Origin of the sequence: Brevibacillus dissolubilis (assembly GCF_006170445.1) — a bacterium.
Lineage (GTDB): Bacteria > Bacillota > Bacilli > Brevibacillales > Brevibacillaceae > Brevibacillus_B > Brevibacillus_B dissolubilis.
Window position 1 is genome coordinate 147,205 of sequence record NZ_VCNA01000002.1, and the last position, 19,291, is coordinate 166,495.

Below are 19,291 nucleotides of genomic sequence, written 5' to 3' on the forward strand. Positions count from 1 at the left end.
CCTAGTTAATTTGACAAAAAAATCTAGATATATATATAATTAATATTGTTTCCTGAACGTAAACATATTTCCCATATCCGAAATATCAATAACATTAATATACTTAGCAAAAAATAGAAAGTAAAGATAATCATCTATTAATTTTGTTAGTTTTTTTGAAAAAAGGGTCTTTAAGGGAGGTGTTTTCTGTTACGATAGGACAAGCGGGTTACGATATTATTTAGCAACAAAGGAAAAAAGGAGGTCGTTATGATGGAAACTGTCATCCAAATTGAGAATCTATGTAAATCTTTTGGAGACAATCACGTACTAAACAACATTTCACTATCCATTCCGAAAGGTTCCGTTTTTGGACTGCTTGGTCCCAATGGTGCCGGTAAAACTACGACGATGCGTATCATGTCCTGCCTGATCGAGCCTACATCAGGTGAGATTACCATCCTCGGCAAAAAAATCAGCACCAACAAAGACGATATCCGCAGACTGATCGGCTGTGTCACGGAATCCCCAGGCATTTATGATAAATTGTCAGTCTGGGATAACCTCGATTTTATTGCGGCATGCCATGATATCCCTGAACCGAAGCGCTCGGCCCGCATCGAAGAGCTGCTCCGTCAGTTTGACCTGTGGGAAAAACGCGATGCCCATGCCAGCAGCCTGTCGAAAGGGATGAAGCAAAAGGTGTCGATTATCAGTGCCCTGCTGCATGATCCTGACGTTCTCTTCTTCGACGAGGTAACCGCTAACTTGGACCCTGTGAGCATCCGCAAGCTCAAAGACATGATCCGCAACTGGGCAGCCAACGGGAAAACGATTATTTTCTGTTCCCATGTTCTCTCTGAAATTGACGAGCTGTGCAACGAATTTGCGATCATCCGAAAACATGTCATCAGTCTGACTACCCCGCAGCAATTCAGGGAAGAATGGTCTGTCTATAATGTCGAGCTGGAGCTTGCCTCCCACCATGATCAGGCAGAGCGTATCCTTGCACAGATGCCGGAGGTTCTCTCCCACCAACGTGTGGACAATCGTTTCCAGATCAAAATCGACAATCCGGATACCTCGAATCAGTTGTTGCTCAAGCAGCTTGTAAGTGCAGATATCCCTGTTACGTACATAGAAAAACTATCGGTGTCACTGGAAGATTCATATCTATCCCTTTTACAAAAAGTACAGGAGGGAAAATAGATGCCTACACATGTCATTAAGCGTGAATGGAAAGAAGTCTTCGCTTCTAAATCACTGCTGGTCACCAACTTGTTGGCCCCGCTCATTATTCTGGGACTGGCCATTCTGACCACCAGCTCAGCTCAGAACGCTCAGCTTGAATTCATCCTCAATACGGTCAAGCTGATGAACCCGATGCTCAATGTCCTCGATTCCCAAGGTCCTATCGTGATCGGCCGATTCTACTTCCTGGTCTTCTTGATCGTTCCGGCGATGCTGCCGCTGACACTGGCGACCAGCAGTATTATCACCGAGAAAATGACAGGCTCTCTGGAGACGGTCCTCGTCACCCCGATCTCTACCAAACAGTTTTTGCTCGGAAAAATCCTGGCGTTCTCCATCCCGTCCGTCGTCGTGACATGGGTGATCCAGGCAATCTTCCTGGTGTTCATCTTCACCAGCTATGCTGATGCTGCCCTATTCTTCCCTGTCACGTTCATCGCATCGATGGTGGTACTCGCTCCCCTGCTCTCTCTGATTGCGGTTACGCTGAGTGTCATCGTCTCCTCCCGTGTGAGCAACATCTCTGCTGCTCAACAGTTCGGGATCATCATCGTCCTGCCGATCCTCGGTATGGCGATCAGCCAAGTGATCTTCTTGTCCATGATGTCCAATCCATTGGTCTATATGGCGATCGTGCTGGTCTGTTCTGTCATCGCTATTGTCACCTTCCAAGTGAGTGTCAAGCTGTTCAGCCGCGAAAACATCATCAGCAATTGGAAAGCCTAATCCGCTCCCATTCACTTGTGGTAGTATGATCGAAACAAAAAAAAGCTGGTATCTCGTCGAAGCTTACTCGATTGAGATACCAGCTTTTTTGTTGTGTGTATGTGATGGTTATTGGCTCTAGATGACCTGCTGGAGACGGTCTGTCAGCTTCTGCCACTCTGTCTCGCTCATAGAGAGGTCCAGCGGCTTTCTCAGCTCGGCTAAGACGTCTTCGACATAATTCTCCCTTCTCATCCCTACAAGGGCACAGTGGACCTCTGGAGTGGCTCTGAGAATGCGTACAGCAAGCTGACTCAGTGTCTCTGCGGCACCCCATGCAGGGTCAAGCTGGGCCACCTGTTGCTTGATCTCCTGTACACGCTGATAGTCTTTTGGCATGTAGTAGAAGTTCATCGCCTCAATCGTCTGGACGACTGTAGCCCGATAGAAAGAGATCCATGCCTGGACAGGTGCATCCAGTTTGCCCAGCTCCGCTAAGAGATTCTCCAGCTCATCGACGGCTGGAAGGAAAAAGCTGGTCTCCGTGGTTTTAACATTGAAGCTGGAGTACAGTTTTTTCCAGTATTTACGGATGAGGATACCCGTGGTCACCTTTTGTCTGATCTTCTTCTGTTCCTCTTCTGCTAGTTCGAGGGCAGGCAGCAGCTCTTCGATAAAGACGTCCTCTGCCTCTTCCACTTCCTCGATGCTTGCCATGACGAGCTGGTTGGCCTTCTTGTCATCCAGCTGCTGGGCAGGGTCCCACTTGACCTCGGTGAGGCGGAACGCTTTTTCACGTTGGATGACGTCAAAGGAACGATTGGTGATGACACCCAGCTGTTTCTCTTGGGTAAACTGTAGGACGCCTCGGTTGTCTGTCTGGTTTTTCTCCAGAAATGCCCCTGTTTCAATCAGGTTGAACGGAAATTGAACGATTTTGAAATGGTGGTTCGGCGAAATAGACTCCGCGATCTCCCACAACTTTTCCAGTGGGGTGAATTCGTACTCGGTTGACTTGATCGGGAAGGTGTTGGAGCTGACACCATAGCACTGGATGCGGCCGCGCTCTACTTCCTGCTCCAGATGACGGAAGGCCAGCTCCATGCGACGGAGGAACTCTTGTGAAGCTTCCTGTTCGTCTACCTTGTTCATTTTGGCCCACATCAGATAATATTCGGGATTGTGCAGCAAATAGCCGTCAAGCGTAGACAGCTGGAGACGCTCCAGGCTTCTCGTCAGTTGATCCTCAAGATATTCAGGATGGATACAGAGACTAAAGCCATTCGGAGTGGAGATCCAATCCGGATAGGGTGCCTCCTCGCCTCCTTTTGCGATGGAGAGCTGGTAGTCCTCCCCTTGGACAATCCCCGCTTTGGAGATTACGACTACCTGCTCGCGCGCGATCTTCTCTTCGCTGATCAGCGCAGACAGTACGTTGCCGATCACTTTTTCCGAGCTGCCGTTGGTATACATGGCGCTGGTGTCGATCAGATTGATGCCTTCGAGGATAGACTTGCAAAGTGACTGGTGATGGCGTTCATCGGACTCCTCGATCCGGTACGCACCATAACCGACTTGGCTGATCCAGACGCCAAAGCTTCCCAGCTGATTATAGGTTTGGAGCGGGTTCGCCTGTGCCAGACGAAGCGTTCCCTCCTGTGTAGCGATACCTGTGATCATATGTACCTCCTGATTGATCAATATTTTCGGAGCAAATCCTCCAAGATTGCGCGGATGATTCGCAGCACGTCTTTTTCTTGGCTATGGATGAAGAAGTGATCACCTTCGAGCATATAGGCACGGAAGGCTCCTGTGGTCTGTTCCTTCCACCCCTGAATCTCTTTGACACTGATATCGGGGTCCTGCCATCCGCCAAAAGCGGTGATCGGGCAGGTGAACGGCTCTCCCTGCTGATACACATATTGTTCGGCGAGGGTAAAATCAGCCTTGAGCATCGGCAGCATCAGCTCCATCAGCTCGGCGTGTTCGATCAGCTCCTTGGGAGTTCCATTGAGCTTGGTCAATTCGGCCATAAACTCAGGGTCAGGCAGATGATGGATGATCGGACCCGGGTCTGGCATATGCGGCGCATGAAAACCGGCCATAAGCAGATGTACCGGCTCTAATGCATATAGCTTCCTCACATATCTCGCCAGCTCGAAGCTGATCAAAGCTCCCATGCTATGTCCCATGAAGACAAACGGTCGATCTAAGAGTGGTCGGATCGCCTCTGCGATATCTGGAATCAGCGCATGCAGCTCATGGTACGGAGGCTCGTGAAAACGCGTGCTTCGGCCCGGCAGCTGGATCGGGCAGACCGCCACCTGTGCGGGCAGCTGCTTTAGCCAATCTTTGTACATGCCTGCATTCCCTCCGGCGTAATGGAAGCAAAAGAGAATCAGCTTCGTATCAGGCTGGATGTTGGAAAAGGGCATCCAGCTGTTTTTTTCCGTTTCAGTCGTTCTCATCGTTGTTCACCCCGTGCAGTTGGATTTCGTGTGGTTACATTTACGGTACAATACGGATTTTGGCTTTATCCTTGAGCTGGGACTGGCCTGTGATGACGACTTGGTCACCGGCAGATACACCGGATTGGACGAGAGCTTGGGAGGTTCCTTTGGACTGGATGGTAATCTCCTTCTGCACGACACGCTCCCCTTGTACGACGAATACGACACTCTTGCCAGCTTGATCAAGAATCGCTTCGGTCGGGATCAGAATCCCCTCTTCGCCGCCGTTGATCTGAACCTCGGCTTTGAGACCAGCCAACAGTTCTCCTTTTGGATTGGGCACTTCCAGCTCAACAGGGAACAGCTTGGATTGCTCGGAGGAGCTTAGCCCGATGTATTTCACTTTTCCTTTGATCTTTTTGCCTTTGGAAGCGATATAGATATCCAGCTCCGCACCTGTCTGGAACTTGGAGAGCATCTGCTCGGTCACGTTAATCTTGACAATCGCCGGAGAGAGATTGATCACCGTAGCGATTGCCTTCTGCGAGTGGACGGTATCGCCCTCCTCTACGCTGATGTCGGTGATGATCCCGTCTACCGTTGATTTGATCAGCGTGTTGCTCAGGGCATTTTTGGCTTTGCTCAGTTCCACTTGGGCTTGTTTGAGAGTCGCTTGGGTCACGCGTGAGTTTTTGCTGGCTTGCTGGTATTGGGTCTTCGCTTGAATCAGGGCTGTCTCTGCCTGTTCCCGCTGTGTCTCATACTGGGCCAGTGATTGCAGGTAGATGGTACGGGCCGAATCCAGCTCACCCTTGGAGATGGCTTGCTGGTTATACATCGCCTGCGCACGGTCGTATGTATCCTTGGCCAGACTGCTCAGATGCTTGGTGGAGTTCACGATATTTTGATAATTTTCTTCGGCGATCTGCACCTGCTGTCTCGCCAGTTCAGCAGAGGTGCCAAGACTTTGGCTCTGGTTGACCCGGCTGGATGATTCGATGTTGGCTTGCGCTACGCTTAGCTGGGCCTCTGCCTGCTGGACGGAGAGCAGGGTCTCTGCCTGATCCAGCTGGGCGATGACTTGTCCTTTTTTGACAGTATCTCCCTTTTTCACCAAGAGCGTGGCGATGGTGCCGGGGACTTTGGCATAGAGACTGATGTTGGTATTGGGAAACACTTCACCCAGCAGCTTTTCGGAGTCGCTTAATACCCCTGTTTTGACCTGGGCTACCTTGACGTCAATCGCATTTTCGGCGGTCACGATGGTAGCTTCGGAGCTTGAGGACTTCTCTTCTTTCTGTTGATTGTTGCTTGGATTCACGGCCGCTTCCGAGCACCCTGTCACGACAGTGGCGCAGACCAGAACGGCCAATCCTTTATTCAATAATGTTGGAAATTTCATACCAGGCCCTCCCCCTCATCAGCATTACACTGACTTTTTGTTTTCGCGTAAGGATTTGAGTACATCGATAAAACCGTCTTCTCCCACCTGCTCGGTTTCCTGTTCATGATCAGACGTGAAAAACTCTTTCTTGATCTTATAAAGCAGCTCATAGCCGACCGGCACAATGATCAGGGTCAGCAGGGTAGACGTCGTGATCCCGCCGATGACGACCACCGCCAAGCTCTTGGTCATCAAGGAGCCGCCTGACAGTCCAAGGCTCAATGGAATCAGGGCACCGACTGTGGCAATCGCGGTCATCATGATCGGGCGCAGACGGGTAATCCCTGCCTGAATCACGGCCTCCCGCATCTCTGCTCCTTCACTGCGGCGTTGCTGGATGTTATCCACATAGACGATCGCATTGGTCACGACGATCCCGACCAGCATCAGGAAGCCAATCAGAGCGGTCACATCAAGCACCGAATCCGTCACGAAAATCGCCACGATTCCCCCGATAGCCGCAAGCGGCAGGGAAAGCAGGATGGCAAGCGGTGATGTCGCATTGCCGAACGTAATCAGCATCACGAGGTAGACGATGAAGATCGCAGCCGCAATCGCCAGCATCATATCCTGGAAGCTTTCTTGAATATCAGACGATACCCCTTCGGTGGACAGGGTTACTCCATCTGGCAGCTCGACAGCTTGAAGTGTCGCAAAAACGAAGCTGCTCGCTCCCCCTTTGTTGTCGCTGGTGATATCGGCTGTGATTTTGATGAATTGCTGTTCGTCTTTTCTCATCACCTGGGCTTGTACCTTTTCTTGGTCGATGACGGCCAGATCGGTGAGTCGAACGGCTTGACCGCTCGGGGTCTGGATATAGATATTGTGCAGCTCTTCCAGTGAATGGGATTTGTCACCACTGATTCCGTAGAGCAGGTCATAATCTTGTTCACCCATGTTGATCTTGCCGATTCTCATATCAGAGACAAGCAGGTTCACCTCTGCGGCAATCTGTACCGGGGTGATGCCCCATTCGGCAGCCTTGTCACGGTCGACCTGTACCAGCACCTGATTTTTGATATCGTTCACGTTGTCACGCACATTGGCGAGCAACGGGCTTTGCTTCAGCTTATCCTTGATGGTCTCGCTGGCCTGCTCCAGCTTGTCAAAATCGGAGGCGTACAGGACCACCGTGAATTGATTGTTGGAGCTGCTGCTCGGTTTGGACAACGTAAGCTTCGTCCCGAGCGGCATCAATGGTTTTAGGCTCTCTTCAAACTTCTTCAGGGTAGCATCGACGTCCACATCATTATGCAGACGGATCAGGGTCATCGATTGGTTGGTGTACTTGATATCGGCTTGGTTTTCCGACCCGATGTTGCTTTGGATGTACTCCACGCCCGCTTCTTTACCGAGCTCCTGCTCCATTCTGGTTACGGTATCGTTCATCGTAGTAAGCGGCGTACCCGTCGGCATCTCCAATTGGGCAAAAATATACTTCACCTGAGAATCAGGCAGCATCCCTGTCTTCACATACGGAATCAAAATCATACTGCCGATGAACAGGACAAAAGCAAGCAGGGCAGCTACCGGTTTGCGCTGCAGGGACCACTCCAGCACACGCTTATAGAGCAGTGTGATTTTTCCTGGTTCATATTCTTTGATCGTCTTGTTTTTGAGAATCGTCAGTTTGGCCATGAGTGGGACGATGGTCACAGCCACGATCAGGGAGGCGATCAGGGAGCAGACGACCGTCAAGGCGAATGGCTGGAAGATCTCTCCGATCATCCCACCGACAAATATGATAGGAAGAAACACGGCGATGGTGGTCAATGTCGAGGACGTAATGGCATGGATCATCTCAGAGGTGGCAGCGAGAATCGTGCCTTCTTTGCGCTCTTGATTGAGCTGCAGATGGCGGAAGATATTCTCGATGACAACGATACTGTCATCCACGACCCGTCCGACAGCCACGGCCATCCCAAACAGGGTGATAATATTGAGCGTGATATCCATCCACGACATAAAAATTAAGCTGACCAGAATCGACATCGGAATGGAGATCAGGACGATCAGGGTGGCACTCAGATGGCGCAAAAACAGCCAGATGATCAGCGAAGCCATCACGGCACCGAGCAGACCTTCCTTGACCATACCGTTGATCGAGCTTTTGATGTCAATCGAGGTATCATAGATCGTGTCAAACTGAAGATCCGGATACTGCTTTTGCAGCTCGGCGATCTTTTCGTTGATCAGATCACCCGTCTCAACGGAGTTGGCCTCTTTGGTCTTATAGATGTTGATGGTGACACCTGTTCTTTCATTGAAACGGCTGATGGAATTGGCTTCATGGTCGAATTGGATCTCGGCCAGATCACCCAGTCTTATGTAAGAGAGGCCACTGCCGGATTCACCCTGCAAAAAGATCTTGGTATCCTTGATCTTCTCCAGGTCGGTATACCGGCTGACCACGCGCACGATCTGCTCCTCTCCATTTTCCGAGAGAATCCCGACAGGCACGGCCACATGGTTATCGATCAGCTGTTGCTTCAACTGCAATGGAGAAATGCCGTAATATTGCATCTCGTCCATCTTCGGCAGGATTTTGACCTGTTTGGTCTCTCCCCCGACGGTACTTACTTTTTCGATTCCTTCGATTTCTTTGATATCTTTGATGATGGTTTCATTCAGATCGTAGTTGAACTTGTCCACATCAGCGAGTGGATTCTTCGGTGAGACAAACAGATAATAGACAGGCTGATTGCTGAAGCCCTGAATCGTGACTTTGGGTCTGTTGGCGGTAGACGGCAAGGAGACATTGCCTGCCAGACGCTCTACCTCATCGCGTTTTTCCTGCAGGTCGACTCCTGCCTCCAGATACAGCATCAGAGAGGAGCTGTTATCACTGGAAAACGACTCGATGGCTTTCACGTCGGAGACCTGTGCCAATTCTCTCTCCAAGGGCTTGGTGATATCATCAACGACATCACTGGTGGCTGAGTTGGGGTAGGCTGTGTTCACAATCAGAACAGGAAAGGAGACATCGGGCATATTCTCTATCTTGAGGGATAGGGTTGCCACGATGCCTCCGAATACAAGTAAGATTGAGATAATAATGACAGCCATGGAGTTTTTCAATGAGAAATCTGTGATCCTTCGCAAAAATCATCACCTACACTACTATGTATTTTTAATAGTTGAAACTAATAGCTCACTTTTTTATATTAATCTCTATTATATGTCAATTATAATTAATTTTAGCTTACACTTATATGTTTTTCAAGTAAATATAAACCATATTTTTGATGCTCTCACTTTTGTTTTAGATGAATGGTAAAGGAAACAGCTTTTTGTAAAAAACGAACGAACTGTTACTGTTGTGACCAGCTGTGCTGTAGGGTAAATAAAAAGTGTAAACCCGGCTCATCAGGATTTACACACGAGTACGACTCTATGCTGTTGCCCCCTGCTTTAATGCAATGGATTGGACGTAATCTGGGAATACGTCTCTTTGTTGCAGATGACATACAGTTGGGCATCATCGGGAATCGGATCATTCAGCTTATGATTGATATGCAGGTCTCCCCTGTCGGCTACGAGTGTGGCGCCTTGATCCAGCAGGTCGATGAAGGCATCCCGGTAGGTGATCCACTCCCGTTTTTTCGCCACCTCATACATCCCTTCCTCAAACTGTCTGCTCATCAGCTCCGAGTACATCCGGGTCACTCCGTGGGAATAGATCGAGCGGACGGCGGCATGTGAGATCATCTCTTGGGTCGGGATGAATTCATCCACCTTGACATGCTTGAACAGCCGGATATGCTCTTGATTGATGACCTCGACGGTGACATGGATCGGGGTCTTCATTTTTTCTTCGATGGATGTGATCGCGGTGGCAATCAGCAGGGTTTTGCCGTCGACTAGCAGAGGGTCCTTCATCGCATAGCGCTCCTGGGTCAATTCATCGGCAAACACGATGACCCCTTTGGCTTTTGGCAGGTTGGCCCGGAGTAAGGTCGCCTCATCTGTCGCGTCACCCCGGACATAGAAAAGGCGTTCCTCGTCGATCGGAGATTTTTCCAGCTGATCAATGATCACGATTTCGGTCGTCTTATCCGACTTGATGATTTCCTCCACCGCCAGCCTCGTCTTCTCCCCCCAGCCGATCATGATGATATGGTTTGTTCCGGTATATTTCATCTGTCCGCCCACCCTCCGTTTTTCAATGTGGGATACTGAATCAATCACTTTCCCGATAAACACGCTGACAAGTCCGATCCCGGTGATGTAGAGGCCAATCGTAAATGCCTTGCCTGCATCTGTCACAGGGGAATAATCACCAAAGCCGACGGTAGCAAGGGTAGTCAGTACCCAATAGATCGAGGTTAAGTAGGATTCGAAGGTCTGCGGTTCCAACCAATATGCGATGTAGCTGGCGCTCAAGACATAGAACAGGACAAACGGGATGAAAATCCTACCCCGCAGCTTGATCAGATAGTACAGAAATCTCGTGAACATCATCCACATGGGACTCCCCCCGCACATGTGACTTAGCCTGTTGGCCTGATCATCAGGTACGATTAGATTTCCCCCATTTTCCAGTTTGCATGTGGAATCTGGCAAAGTAATGCTGGATCAACAGCTTTGTTCACCGATGCACTCCATGATGGCGGTACGCAGGATGTCACAGCCTTTTTCCAGCTGGTCGAAGCCAATCGTCAGCCGTGGCATCAGCTTGATCACCGTATACTTGCGTCCCACACAGACAATCACCAAGCCCAGCTCATTACAGCGGGCCGTGATCGATTGGGCGAGCGGCCCGGCATCCTCCCCAAAGCGCGACAGATCAATGCCCCAGATCAGTCCCTTGCCACGGACTTGGATGCAGGGGTGCAGAGGGGCGATCCACTCTGTCAGATATCGGGAGACGAACTGGCCCTTGGCCTTGACCTCTGTGTCGAGTTCCAGTTCATCCCGATATTTGAGCGCCGCGATCGCCCCGGCGAATGCGAGATGGTGAGCCCGGTAGATCGCGCCCGGTTGGACGGCCTGTGAGACATCCAGCTCTGATTTGACCAGCAAAAGCGACATCGGCTGCCCATACCCGCCGATCGAATGAGACAGCACCACCATATCCGGCACGATCGCCGCCTCCTCAAACGAGAAAAAAGCACCCGTACGCCCACAGCCCACATAGGAATCGTCACAGATCAACAGGATATCGTGCCGGTCACACAGCTCACGCAGCCGCCACAGCCACTCGGCAGGTGCGAGATGGATTCCGCCCTCTGTCTGGATCGTCTCGACAATCACTGCAGCAGGCTTGTCCACGCCTGAATATACGTCGCCGAGCATCTGCTCCATATACGCGATCGTATCCCACGGAAAATCGGTCGGATACGGCATGAACGTCACATTCGCAGGCTGTCCCCCTGCCGCCTGCCTACGCTCGCGATGAGCCGTGACAGCCAGACTCCCCTGTGACAGCCCGTGAAATCCGCCGGTGAAAGCAAAAATCCCGTCACGTTTTTTGATTTTTCTGGATATTCCTAGCGCATCTTCTACAGCACTGCTTCCGGTTGGCCCGCAGATCATCACTTGGTAGTCCAGGCTTTTGGCTTGCAGGATGGATGTATGAAAGGTGTGGAGGAACTCATCCTTGGCCACCGTGTAGAGATCCCGGCCGTGACCGATTCCGTTTTTCATGAGGTAGGCCATGATTTCTTTTTGGATGAATGGGTTGCTCTGTCCGTAATTGAGCGCTCCTGTCCCCGCAGCGAAGTTGAGGTATTCACGCTCCATCGTCGGTTTGGCCGCTTTTCCACTTGGGATCAGGTCGGGGAACGGACTGGGCCGTGGCGGGGCATTGGAATCTGCCTGATCGGACAGAGAAGTGGTTATGTTTCTCATTGTGATCCTTCCTTTTTATCAGTTAGGTTAGGAATGGTTAAATAAGGTAAAATGGCATATGTATGTTTATCATATATATCTTAAATCCTATACTATTAATTTATAGTAAAAAATACAAGTTAATTTTGTTACGAATTTACCAAAAACAGCCGACAGGCCCGCTCTGTACGAGGGACTTATCGGCTGTTTCGCTTGCTGTTCCTTGGGACTGCCCGACGAGACGATGCGACAGTCCTTATTCAATGAGACGCGTGATTTTCTTCTTCTGCCAGGACAAGCGGTAGTAGGCATATTGCATGATCAGGTTGGCGATGAAAGCGGCGGGATATCCAAACCAGATCCCTTTTAGACCCAGATCCGTGAAGCTGGACAGATAATAGGCCACAGGGACCTCCACCACCCAGATCGACAGAACGCTGAACACCGTCGGCCACAGCACGGTTCCACTGGCCCGCATGGTAGCGCCGATGATCATCGAATGCCCAAAGATCATGTAGCTCCACAGGGCAATATGCAGCAGCTCCAATGCGGTATCTAGGGTCACGTGATTCGTCAGGAATAGGGAAAGGATCTGCCGGGCGAACACATAGACCAGGGTAATCAATACACCACTGATCACATAGTTAAGCACCACACCTGCCCGGACCACCTGCTTGAGCCGGTCAAAGCGCTTGGCCCCAATCGACTGTGCGGCAAAGACAGAGACCGCAATGCCTAAGCTCATAGCCGGCATCGCTACATAGCTCACGACCTGATTGACCGCCCCATAGGCTGCGGTTGCATCAGAGCCGTACACATTGACAAAGGTGATGACAGCAATCCCCGCCAGCGAGCTGAGAATCATGTTGATACTCGCCGGAATCGCCAGACGAAGCAACAGCTTCAAGAGATCCCAATCCATCCGCAGGTTCTTGCGGACAGTGGCGTCGAACTTGAGCGGATGATTCGTTTTGTGCAGATAAACCAGTGTAAGGATGAAGGTCACGACGGTAGAGATCACGTTGGCATAAGCAGAGCCGTTCACCCCTAATTCCGGGAGACCCAGCCAGCCAAAAATCAACACAGGCAGCAACGCGATATTCAGCGTCGTGCTGACGATCAGAGAGTAAAACGGTGTCTTCGAGTCACCGATCCCCCGCATGAACGTCGTATAGGCAATGTATAAAAACAGGATCGGCATCGCCCAGAACAGGATACGTGCATAATGAACACTTACCTCAAGGATATTATCAGGTGTTCCAATCAGCCTCATAATATCCCACGTAAAAATACCGCCAATCAACGACAGCACGACTCCGAGAATAAACGTAAAGGTCAGGGTCGTACCGACAATCGCTTTGACACGTTCTTGATTCTGTGCACCGTGGGCCTGACCGATCAGGATCGAACTGCCCGATCCCACCCCGATGGTGAAGGAGATCAAGAGAAAGAACAACGGGAAAAAGGACGAAATGGCAGCCAATGCGTCTACCCCGATCCACCGTCCTACCACTACGCTTCCGACAAATTGACCAATCGATTGCAGGGCATTACTGAGAATGAGGGGGATCAGGAAGACAAGCATCATCCGCCAGACCGGTTTTTCAGCTGCTGCCATCCCCTGCATCTGCTTCTCTTCTTGTTTGAACTGCTGTGACGACTCCACTTTGATCATTTCTCCTTTTCACATAAACACAAATTAATATCGTTTGGTTTATTTTTAAACATATTACACTCTTGTTTGTTTTTCTTCAAGTCCTTTTTGTACATTCATCTCTAAAATAGGTATGGATTGGGATGAGCACGAAAAGAGATGTTGACGAGGACATCTCTTTTACGCAAGCACTCATTTGTTACGGAAGCATTTGGGAATTCGCGCCGAGGGCTTTTACCATCTCGGCGATTTCCCTGTAGAAACCGAGGTCACCTGTTACCATGTAATAATCGTTGTAGTCTTCGGATGGGACTTTAGGATCTGTCAGTTGTGTTGCTAGCTGTGCCAGACTGGCGGTGACAATCGTTGTTCCTAGACCGGGCACGGCCTGATTCAGCCCCTCTCTGATCTCGTTGACCGCCTGCTCAAACTTAAAGCTTGCGTCTACTTGATACTTCGCACTTTTCTTGGCACCTGTAGCCAGTTGATCATACCGTTCGGGTTTGATTCGGAAGTGAATGTTACTGGAATTACTATATCCGAGAGGCATGAGATGATCTGCGTTAAGCCTTGTTTTAAATTCCTTGGCAATTTCGTCATTGGCTCCTGCACTGTAGTCTTGATTGACCCAGCCGTATACTTTGTCTAAGCCCCCCTCCTTCGTTATGTAGTGATCATGAAATTGATCCCAATGGTCACTCCCATTGATCTTCAAGAGATTAGCCGTACTTGAACCAGCTTCTCGGTACGCCTGATAGTTGACCGCTTGTAAAAACCGTAAGTTATCCTTGAAATCTTTCATGTTATACTGCCTGGAATTCAGATACATTTTCAGAATATCCGTATTGATGGTGATATGAGTCTCTGCTTTGTTGTTCTGATTGATGGTGAGATGAAAAATGGTCAAGTTGTTGATCGCATGGCTTTGTTCGGCGTTGCCAGTGACGACCGTCAAGCTTCGTTTATAGTTCTCCTCCCAGGCACTGTTTCGTAATTGATCAAATCTTGTTTTGAGATCAGACCGTTTCTGATTTTGTTCTTCGGAACTTGGTGCGGGCTTTTGTTCTGTTTTCAGTTGCTTCTCCCACTTATTCATTTCAAAGTCAAGAACCCTTGTCTCTCCCACAGATGAAAGATTCGGCCTAAAGTTCTCATGGGCAGCATTGACGATGGCTTTGTTGTCGAAACAGTACCCGTTCCTCACCTCGTTTGGGGGAATCTCGATCTTCGGTGTTCCTTCATCCTCAGCGTTATACTTCGTCAGAGTGATTCCGTCGTCACCCACATTGGACACCCAGTAGATGGTTTCCCCCTTCTTTTTTTTGAGTTTGATCATGTCGCCTTTGGTCACAGGAATCCACTTGACGATGTCACCCTTCTCCTCCAGAGAGGTTCCTAATTGTTTGGTTGATTCCGTTTCAGTGTTGGGGGTGACTTTGTATCCGAGCATTCGCTGGATCACGGGTGTGGTGGTTACTGCCTGTGGCGAGGCTGTGGATGCTCTCTTTTGTTGGATTGGAGACTCTGGTGGTTCGCTGATCGACGCCGCCTTTGCCCCCATCTGGTCGGCCTCTTGCTCCAGGGCCGGGTTGTCATTAATCGGCAGGCCTTTATGCTCCAGCGTCGGCTTCACGCGTCCTTGGCGCTGTTGGATGACATGTGCGAGCTCGTGCCCAAGCAGGCTTTGACCGGCGGGGCTGTCGGGGTTGTATTGACCGGGAGCGAAGTGGATGTCATTGCCTTGGGTATACGCAAGTGCCCCGAGTTCTCCTGCTCTTCCGGAGTGGCGGTGGATGTTGACATCGGCAAAATTGTGCCCGAAGACCCCCTCCATCTTCGACTGCACGTAAAGCGGCATCTTGTTGGCTGCAGTCGGGGGCAGACTGGATGGTGGCTGGGACTTCATCAATTGGGCCGTAGCCTTGTTCCCGATGGTTTTCTGCATCTGCATGACCATCTGGGGCGTCATCTGTTCCGGTGAAGAAGCCAAGGCGCGCTGGGTCAATCCGCTTGCAGCTGAAGCTTGGCTGCTGCTCTCGACGTCATGCTTGGTCATGGGAAGGCTCTCACTGGAGGACTTTTTTTGAAAAGCAGAATCTTTTGACATGTAATCTCCCCTAATCAGTCATCTCGGTATGGACAGTCTCCTGTTGGGTTGGGGTTGTTACCTGTTGTGTTTCGGATGGAGTTGGCTTGACTTTTTTGATTAGCGTGCTGGGTAGTGGCTGTTGTTTCCGCTTGCCATCCTCCTCATCCTCATCTGAGTGATCAGGATCTGGCTTCCACGATTGCTTGTGCAAGTCAGCCTCATCGAACTTGCTGCTGCTCACTGATTCCTTGATCTTGATCATATGTGTCCGAATTGCTTCCATCGCTTCCGTCATGTCTGGTTTTTTTAGATAAGTGCCGGACTCTCGTTTTCTCTTCTTCTGTTCTCTGAGGGTTCGTTTTTTCTCCAGCCTGCTTGGCTTGCCAAAGCCGGAAGTCGTGCTGGTGGACGCCGCCATCTCCACATCGGCTTCTTCTTTTTCTTCTTTTTCTTCTTCTGATTCTTCCATCATCACGGTCTTGTCCTCGATTTCTTCCTCTTCCACATCCTCTTTTTCTTCCGCTTGCTGCACCTGCGCTTTTACCGGAAGTTCAATCTCATTGGAAATCCCTCTCAACTGATCCTTCTGATCCTCCCAGATCTGTGGGAAGCCTTCGCGGATGCTTTCCTCCCACTCGTAATAGATCATGGACATATACTTCTTCTTCGTCTCCAGACTATACTTCGTAAAGGGAGTCCACTTGATATCTAAGAGAGTAGCCGCACTAGCGTGGATAAGTTCTGCAATATCACGCTCGCCAGCCGACTTGGCTTCATTGTCCCGTAAATGCTTCATCGCATCTGCTTCCCCGTGCCCACGGGCTTCCCCATCGTTGTAGGTGGCAAGCGGTGATGCTTGATAGATGATGACATATTGGGAGATCATCTCTTGAACAAAATTCTGCCAAGTCAGATCCGTTTTTGCTCCGTTATTCAGCGCCTGCTTGATATTGTCCAGATAGTCGTTGATCTCGGATGGCTCTTCTGACCAGTCTTGATAAGAAAGCAACAGCCATTTGACATACATCGCCTCGAGGAACTGCTTCAGGCTCTTGCCCGCCGCCATGTTGCGCAGTGCATGGAGCATCAGTGTCCACGCGATGGTGTGTGATTTTTGCCCTTTTTTCGCCTTGGTCGGCGGTCGGTCATCAGAGAGCTTGAGTGATTCGATCATATAATCAGCAGCTTGATAGACGGCGCCCCCGTTAGGCTGTACGGCTTCTAATTCAAGCAAGGCTTGGAAATCCTGATTGAGACTGGGAACGGGATCGGTCTGCATCGACGAACTGCTGCTAGAGTTCACTGTGGCTGAATTGTCTTGGGGGAGCTGCCATTCCTCCATAAATGTTTTCAACACATCTTCCCCATACTGCTCCCAAATCGTAGGATAGGTGCGGCAGAATGCTTTGATATACTCTTCCCGCAGGATAGCCAACTGGGCTGGATTACTGATGCCGCCTGTCATCTCGATGCCGGGGTCCCAGTATTTTTTGGCATAGTGAGCGATGAAGCGGATCACTACATATTTGGTTTCATCGTTTGGCAGTTTGTCTTTTCTCAGGTTCATCTGGATTGGTGACGAGTTATCCATTTCGCTGAATGCTTTTAGACCCAGCTTGATAAATGCGCGGTTTTCCAAGTCAAGCTTCGCTTCATAGAGATGGATCAATCCGCTTTTTTTCGTAATATCGCTTTGGATTTTCTGGCCCACTGCCGAATCCGTTTTCAAGCTGCTGTCGTTGGTTTTCAGGTCTTTTTTAAGCCGATCGAGGTTGTCAATATCCGGAAGTACATCTCTGACATTTCGAAGCTCATTTGCAAGAAAATCTGCCTCGTTCTTGATTGGGTTTATGTCATTGACACCTTCGTACTCTTTCAATAATTCTTCAAGCTTTCTGCGAAATCGCTTCACTTGACCGAGATTTTTAACCTGTTTCCACAGCTTTTTGGTCTTATCTTTCGCTTCTTTGACATCTTGATACTTGGAGCCTTTCCATCGCCCGACTGTACTGGATATATACTGAGCATGATGCTTCACTTTCCGCAAATCTGGATGGCTCAGATCGTTTTCACACTCAAGCAGAGCATCGATTTCCAACTGGTCAAACGTATCCGTGTCCGCTCCAAGTACCTGTAGATCAAAATCTAACTTCTCCAGCAGATCGAACTGTCCCTCACCCATGAGCGCAAGATCAAATTGCTTGAACTTTTCCAGTCCGTTATAGCTGTTGTCCAGTTTGATCGGCTGGTTATTCAAGTTGTCGACCTGCGGCTTTTTCGCAAATGCCTTTTTTTCCAGTTGGCGGATTGCGTTAAAACCAAGCACCTGGTTGCCCAGCTTCTCTACAGCGGTCAGGTCATTTAGATCTTGGCTGAAACCGTCGTTGACTGCATTGGGGATCGTATCGGAGTTATTGTTGAGCAAATGCTCCTCGATCTTTTTGAGCACGCGGTTGGTGTCGGCTTCACCGTGCCCGGATGGTTTGGACTCTTGGACGCCGAATTGACCGTTGTCGCCCTTGATCTGGGTGAATCCGGTATGGGTGGAGAGCGGCGCGGCTTGCAGGGCGCAGAACATGTTGGAGATGGAAGCTTGGATTTTGTGGTGCCAGGACAAAGGGTCTGTCTGCTCATTCAGTGTCGATTCAGTGATCTGGTTCTGGCCTAGGTAATGCTGGAGCATTTCTTTCCCGACATTGGGCTTGGAGTATGCGGTCTGCTTTTGCAAAGACTGCCAATCGGTGATGAGGTACTCGCGGATGAACGTATCGAGCTGAAGATCTTTGACCTTTTCATAGGATTGGGTAAGCAAGGTCCATGAGATGGAGTGGGCTTGTTGTTTTTCGCCGAATTGAGTGGGGGGCCGCAGGTGGTGGGGGAGCTTGATCTGTCTGACCTTCAAGCTTGCGGGGGAGACGTCTGAGGTGCTGGGGCTGGAACTGGCGTTGGGACTGGGGCTGCTAGCGTTGGCGTTGGGGCTTGGGGTAGTTCGTCTGAGACGGATCGTGTTGGTGAATGTGCTGAATTTGCCTTGGAGAATCGGTGTCTTATCTGATCCGGCTGAGGATGTGGAGGGAGCTGCTCCTGCTGATGCGATGACCTGCTCCCCTCTGGCCGCCCGTGCGCCCCATTCGTCAGCCTCGCGTTCGAGGTGGGGGTCTGCGTTGATCAATTGATCGCTGGCTTTTCCCAGCCTATGCGTCGGTGCAACCCGTCCTCGCCGCTGCTGGACGACGTGGGCCAGCTCATGTCCGATCAGAGATTTCCCCTGCACCGTACCGGGATTGAACTGACCGGGAGCAAAATGAATCTGGTTCCCCTGAGCAAAAGCCAGCGCCCCCATCCCAACCGCAGCCGAAGAGTTGGGGGTTATGGCAACATCGGAAAAATCGGTTTGAAAAGATTGCTCCATCTGGGCTTGGAGTACAGGGGGCAGACCGTTCGCGTTCGCATTGGGGCTGGTGGACGAGTCTCGGCTTCCGTATTGGTTGCCGTTTTCATTGCTGTGTTCGTTGCTGCTTCCCATGATCTTACCATCGCTGTTGCCTTTCCCCCTCTCCCCATTCCGCATCATCTGCACGAGGGCACGGTTGCCGAGCGTCTTCTGCATATACGGGATCACAGACGAAGGGGCCTTAGCAGGATCTTGAAAAAACTGCTTGATTCCATAGCCGGACACACCCTGCTGAGACTCCTGCCCCTGTTCCGTCAGCTTCGTAAGCGGCTTGGAAGTGGAAGGTTTGTTATGGTGGTCTGGATGCGTCTGATGCTCGTCTCCCATGCGAATCCTCCTCCTTTTTGATATAAGATATTCAGCAGGATGAGGAACATGTAGACAGGAAAAAAGCGTGTAAGCTCCCGTACTTATCGGCACAGGGTTTACACGCTTT

11 protein-coding genes are annotated in these 19,291 nt (G+C 50.3%); 2 read left to right on the forward strand and 9 right to left on the reverse strand.

The features are described 5' to 3' along the window. Positions 1-249 precede the first annotated feature (249 nt). Positions 250-1,188, forward strand: a complete 939-nt coding sequence (locus tag FGI41_RS02910) for an ABC transporter ATP-binding protein (RefSeq protein ID WP_255298295.1) — start codon at positions 250-252, stop codon at positions 1,186-1,188. Further along, positions 1,189-1,956: an ABC transporter permease gene (locus FGI41_RS02915; protein ID WP_139488465.1), complete on the forward strand. Its 768-nt coding sequence runs from the start codon at positions 1,189-1,191 to the stop codon at positions 1,954-1,956. Between the two features lie 117 nt (positions 1,957-2,073). Here the strand turns inward: FGI41_RS02915 and FGI41_RS02920 are convergent, their stop codons facing one another. From FGI41_RS02920 to FGI41_RS02960, 9 genes are all read right to left on the reverse strand, one after another. Beyond that, entirely contained in the window at positions 2,074-3,615 is a 1,542-nt protein-coding gene (locus FGI41_RS02920) for an aldo/keto reductase (protein ID WP_139488466.1), read from the reverse strand. A gap of 17 nt (positions 3,616-3,632) precedes the next feature. Continuing rightward, on the reverse strand, positions 3,633-4,403 hold the full coding sequence (locus FGI41_RS02925) for a thioesterase II family protein (protein ID WP_139488467.1): 771 nt from the start codon (positions 4,401-4,403) through the stop codon (positions 3,633-3,635). A gap of 40 nt (positions 4,404-4,443) precedes the next feature. Next, positions 4,444-5,787, reverse strand: a complete 1,344-nt coding sequence (locus FGI41_RS02930) for an efflux RND transporter periplasmic adaptor subunit (RefSeq protein WP_139488468.1) — start codon at positions 5,785-5,787, stop codon at positions 4,444-4,446. Between the two features lie 24 nt (positions 5,788-5,811). Beyond that, positions 5,812-8,931 (reverse strand): efflux RND transporter permease subunit, encoded by a 3,120-nt coding sequence (locus tag FGI41_RS02935; protein WP_139488469.1) that lies wholly within the window; start codon positions 8,929-8,931, stop codon positions 5,812-5,814. A 309-nt stretch (positions 8,932-9,240) separates the two neighbouring features. Beyond that, entirely contained in the window at positions 9,241-10,290 is a 1,050-nt protein-coding gene (locus FGI41_RS02940) for a potassium channel family protein (protein WP_176560099.1), read from the reverse strand. A gap of 114 nt (positions 10,291-10,404) precedes the next feature. Next, on the reverse strand, positions 10,405-11,679 hold the full coding sequence (locus FGI41_RS02945) for an aminotransferase class III-fold pyridoxal phosphate-dependent enzyme (RefSeq protein ID WP_139488471.1): 1,275 nt from the start codon (positions 11,677-11,679) through the stop codon (positions 10,405-10,407). 235 nt (positions 11,680-11,914) lie between these two features. Beyond that, a complete protein-coding gene (locus tag FGI41_RS02950) occupies positions 11,915-13,285 on the reverse strand; it encodes an MATE family efflux transporter (RefSeq protein WP_176560138.1) in 1,371 nt (456 codons plus the stop codon). 226 nt (positions 13,286-13,511) lie between these two features. Then, entirely contained in the window at positions 13,512-15,368 is a 1,857-nt protein-coding gene (locus FGI41_RS02955) for an eCIS core domain-containing protein (RefSeq protein ID WP_139488473.1), read from the reverse strand. A 61-nt stretch (positions 15,369-15,429) separates the two neighbouring features. After that, positions 15,430-19,182 (reverse strand): eCIS core domain-containing protein, encoded by a 3,753-nt coding sequence (locus FGI41_RS02960; protein ID WP_139488474.1) that lies wholly within the window; start codon positions 19,180-19,182, stop codon positions 15,430-15,432. Positions 19,183-19,291 lie beyond the last annotated feature (109 nt).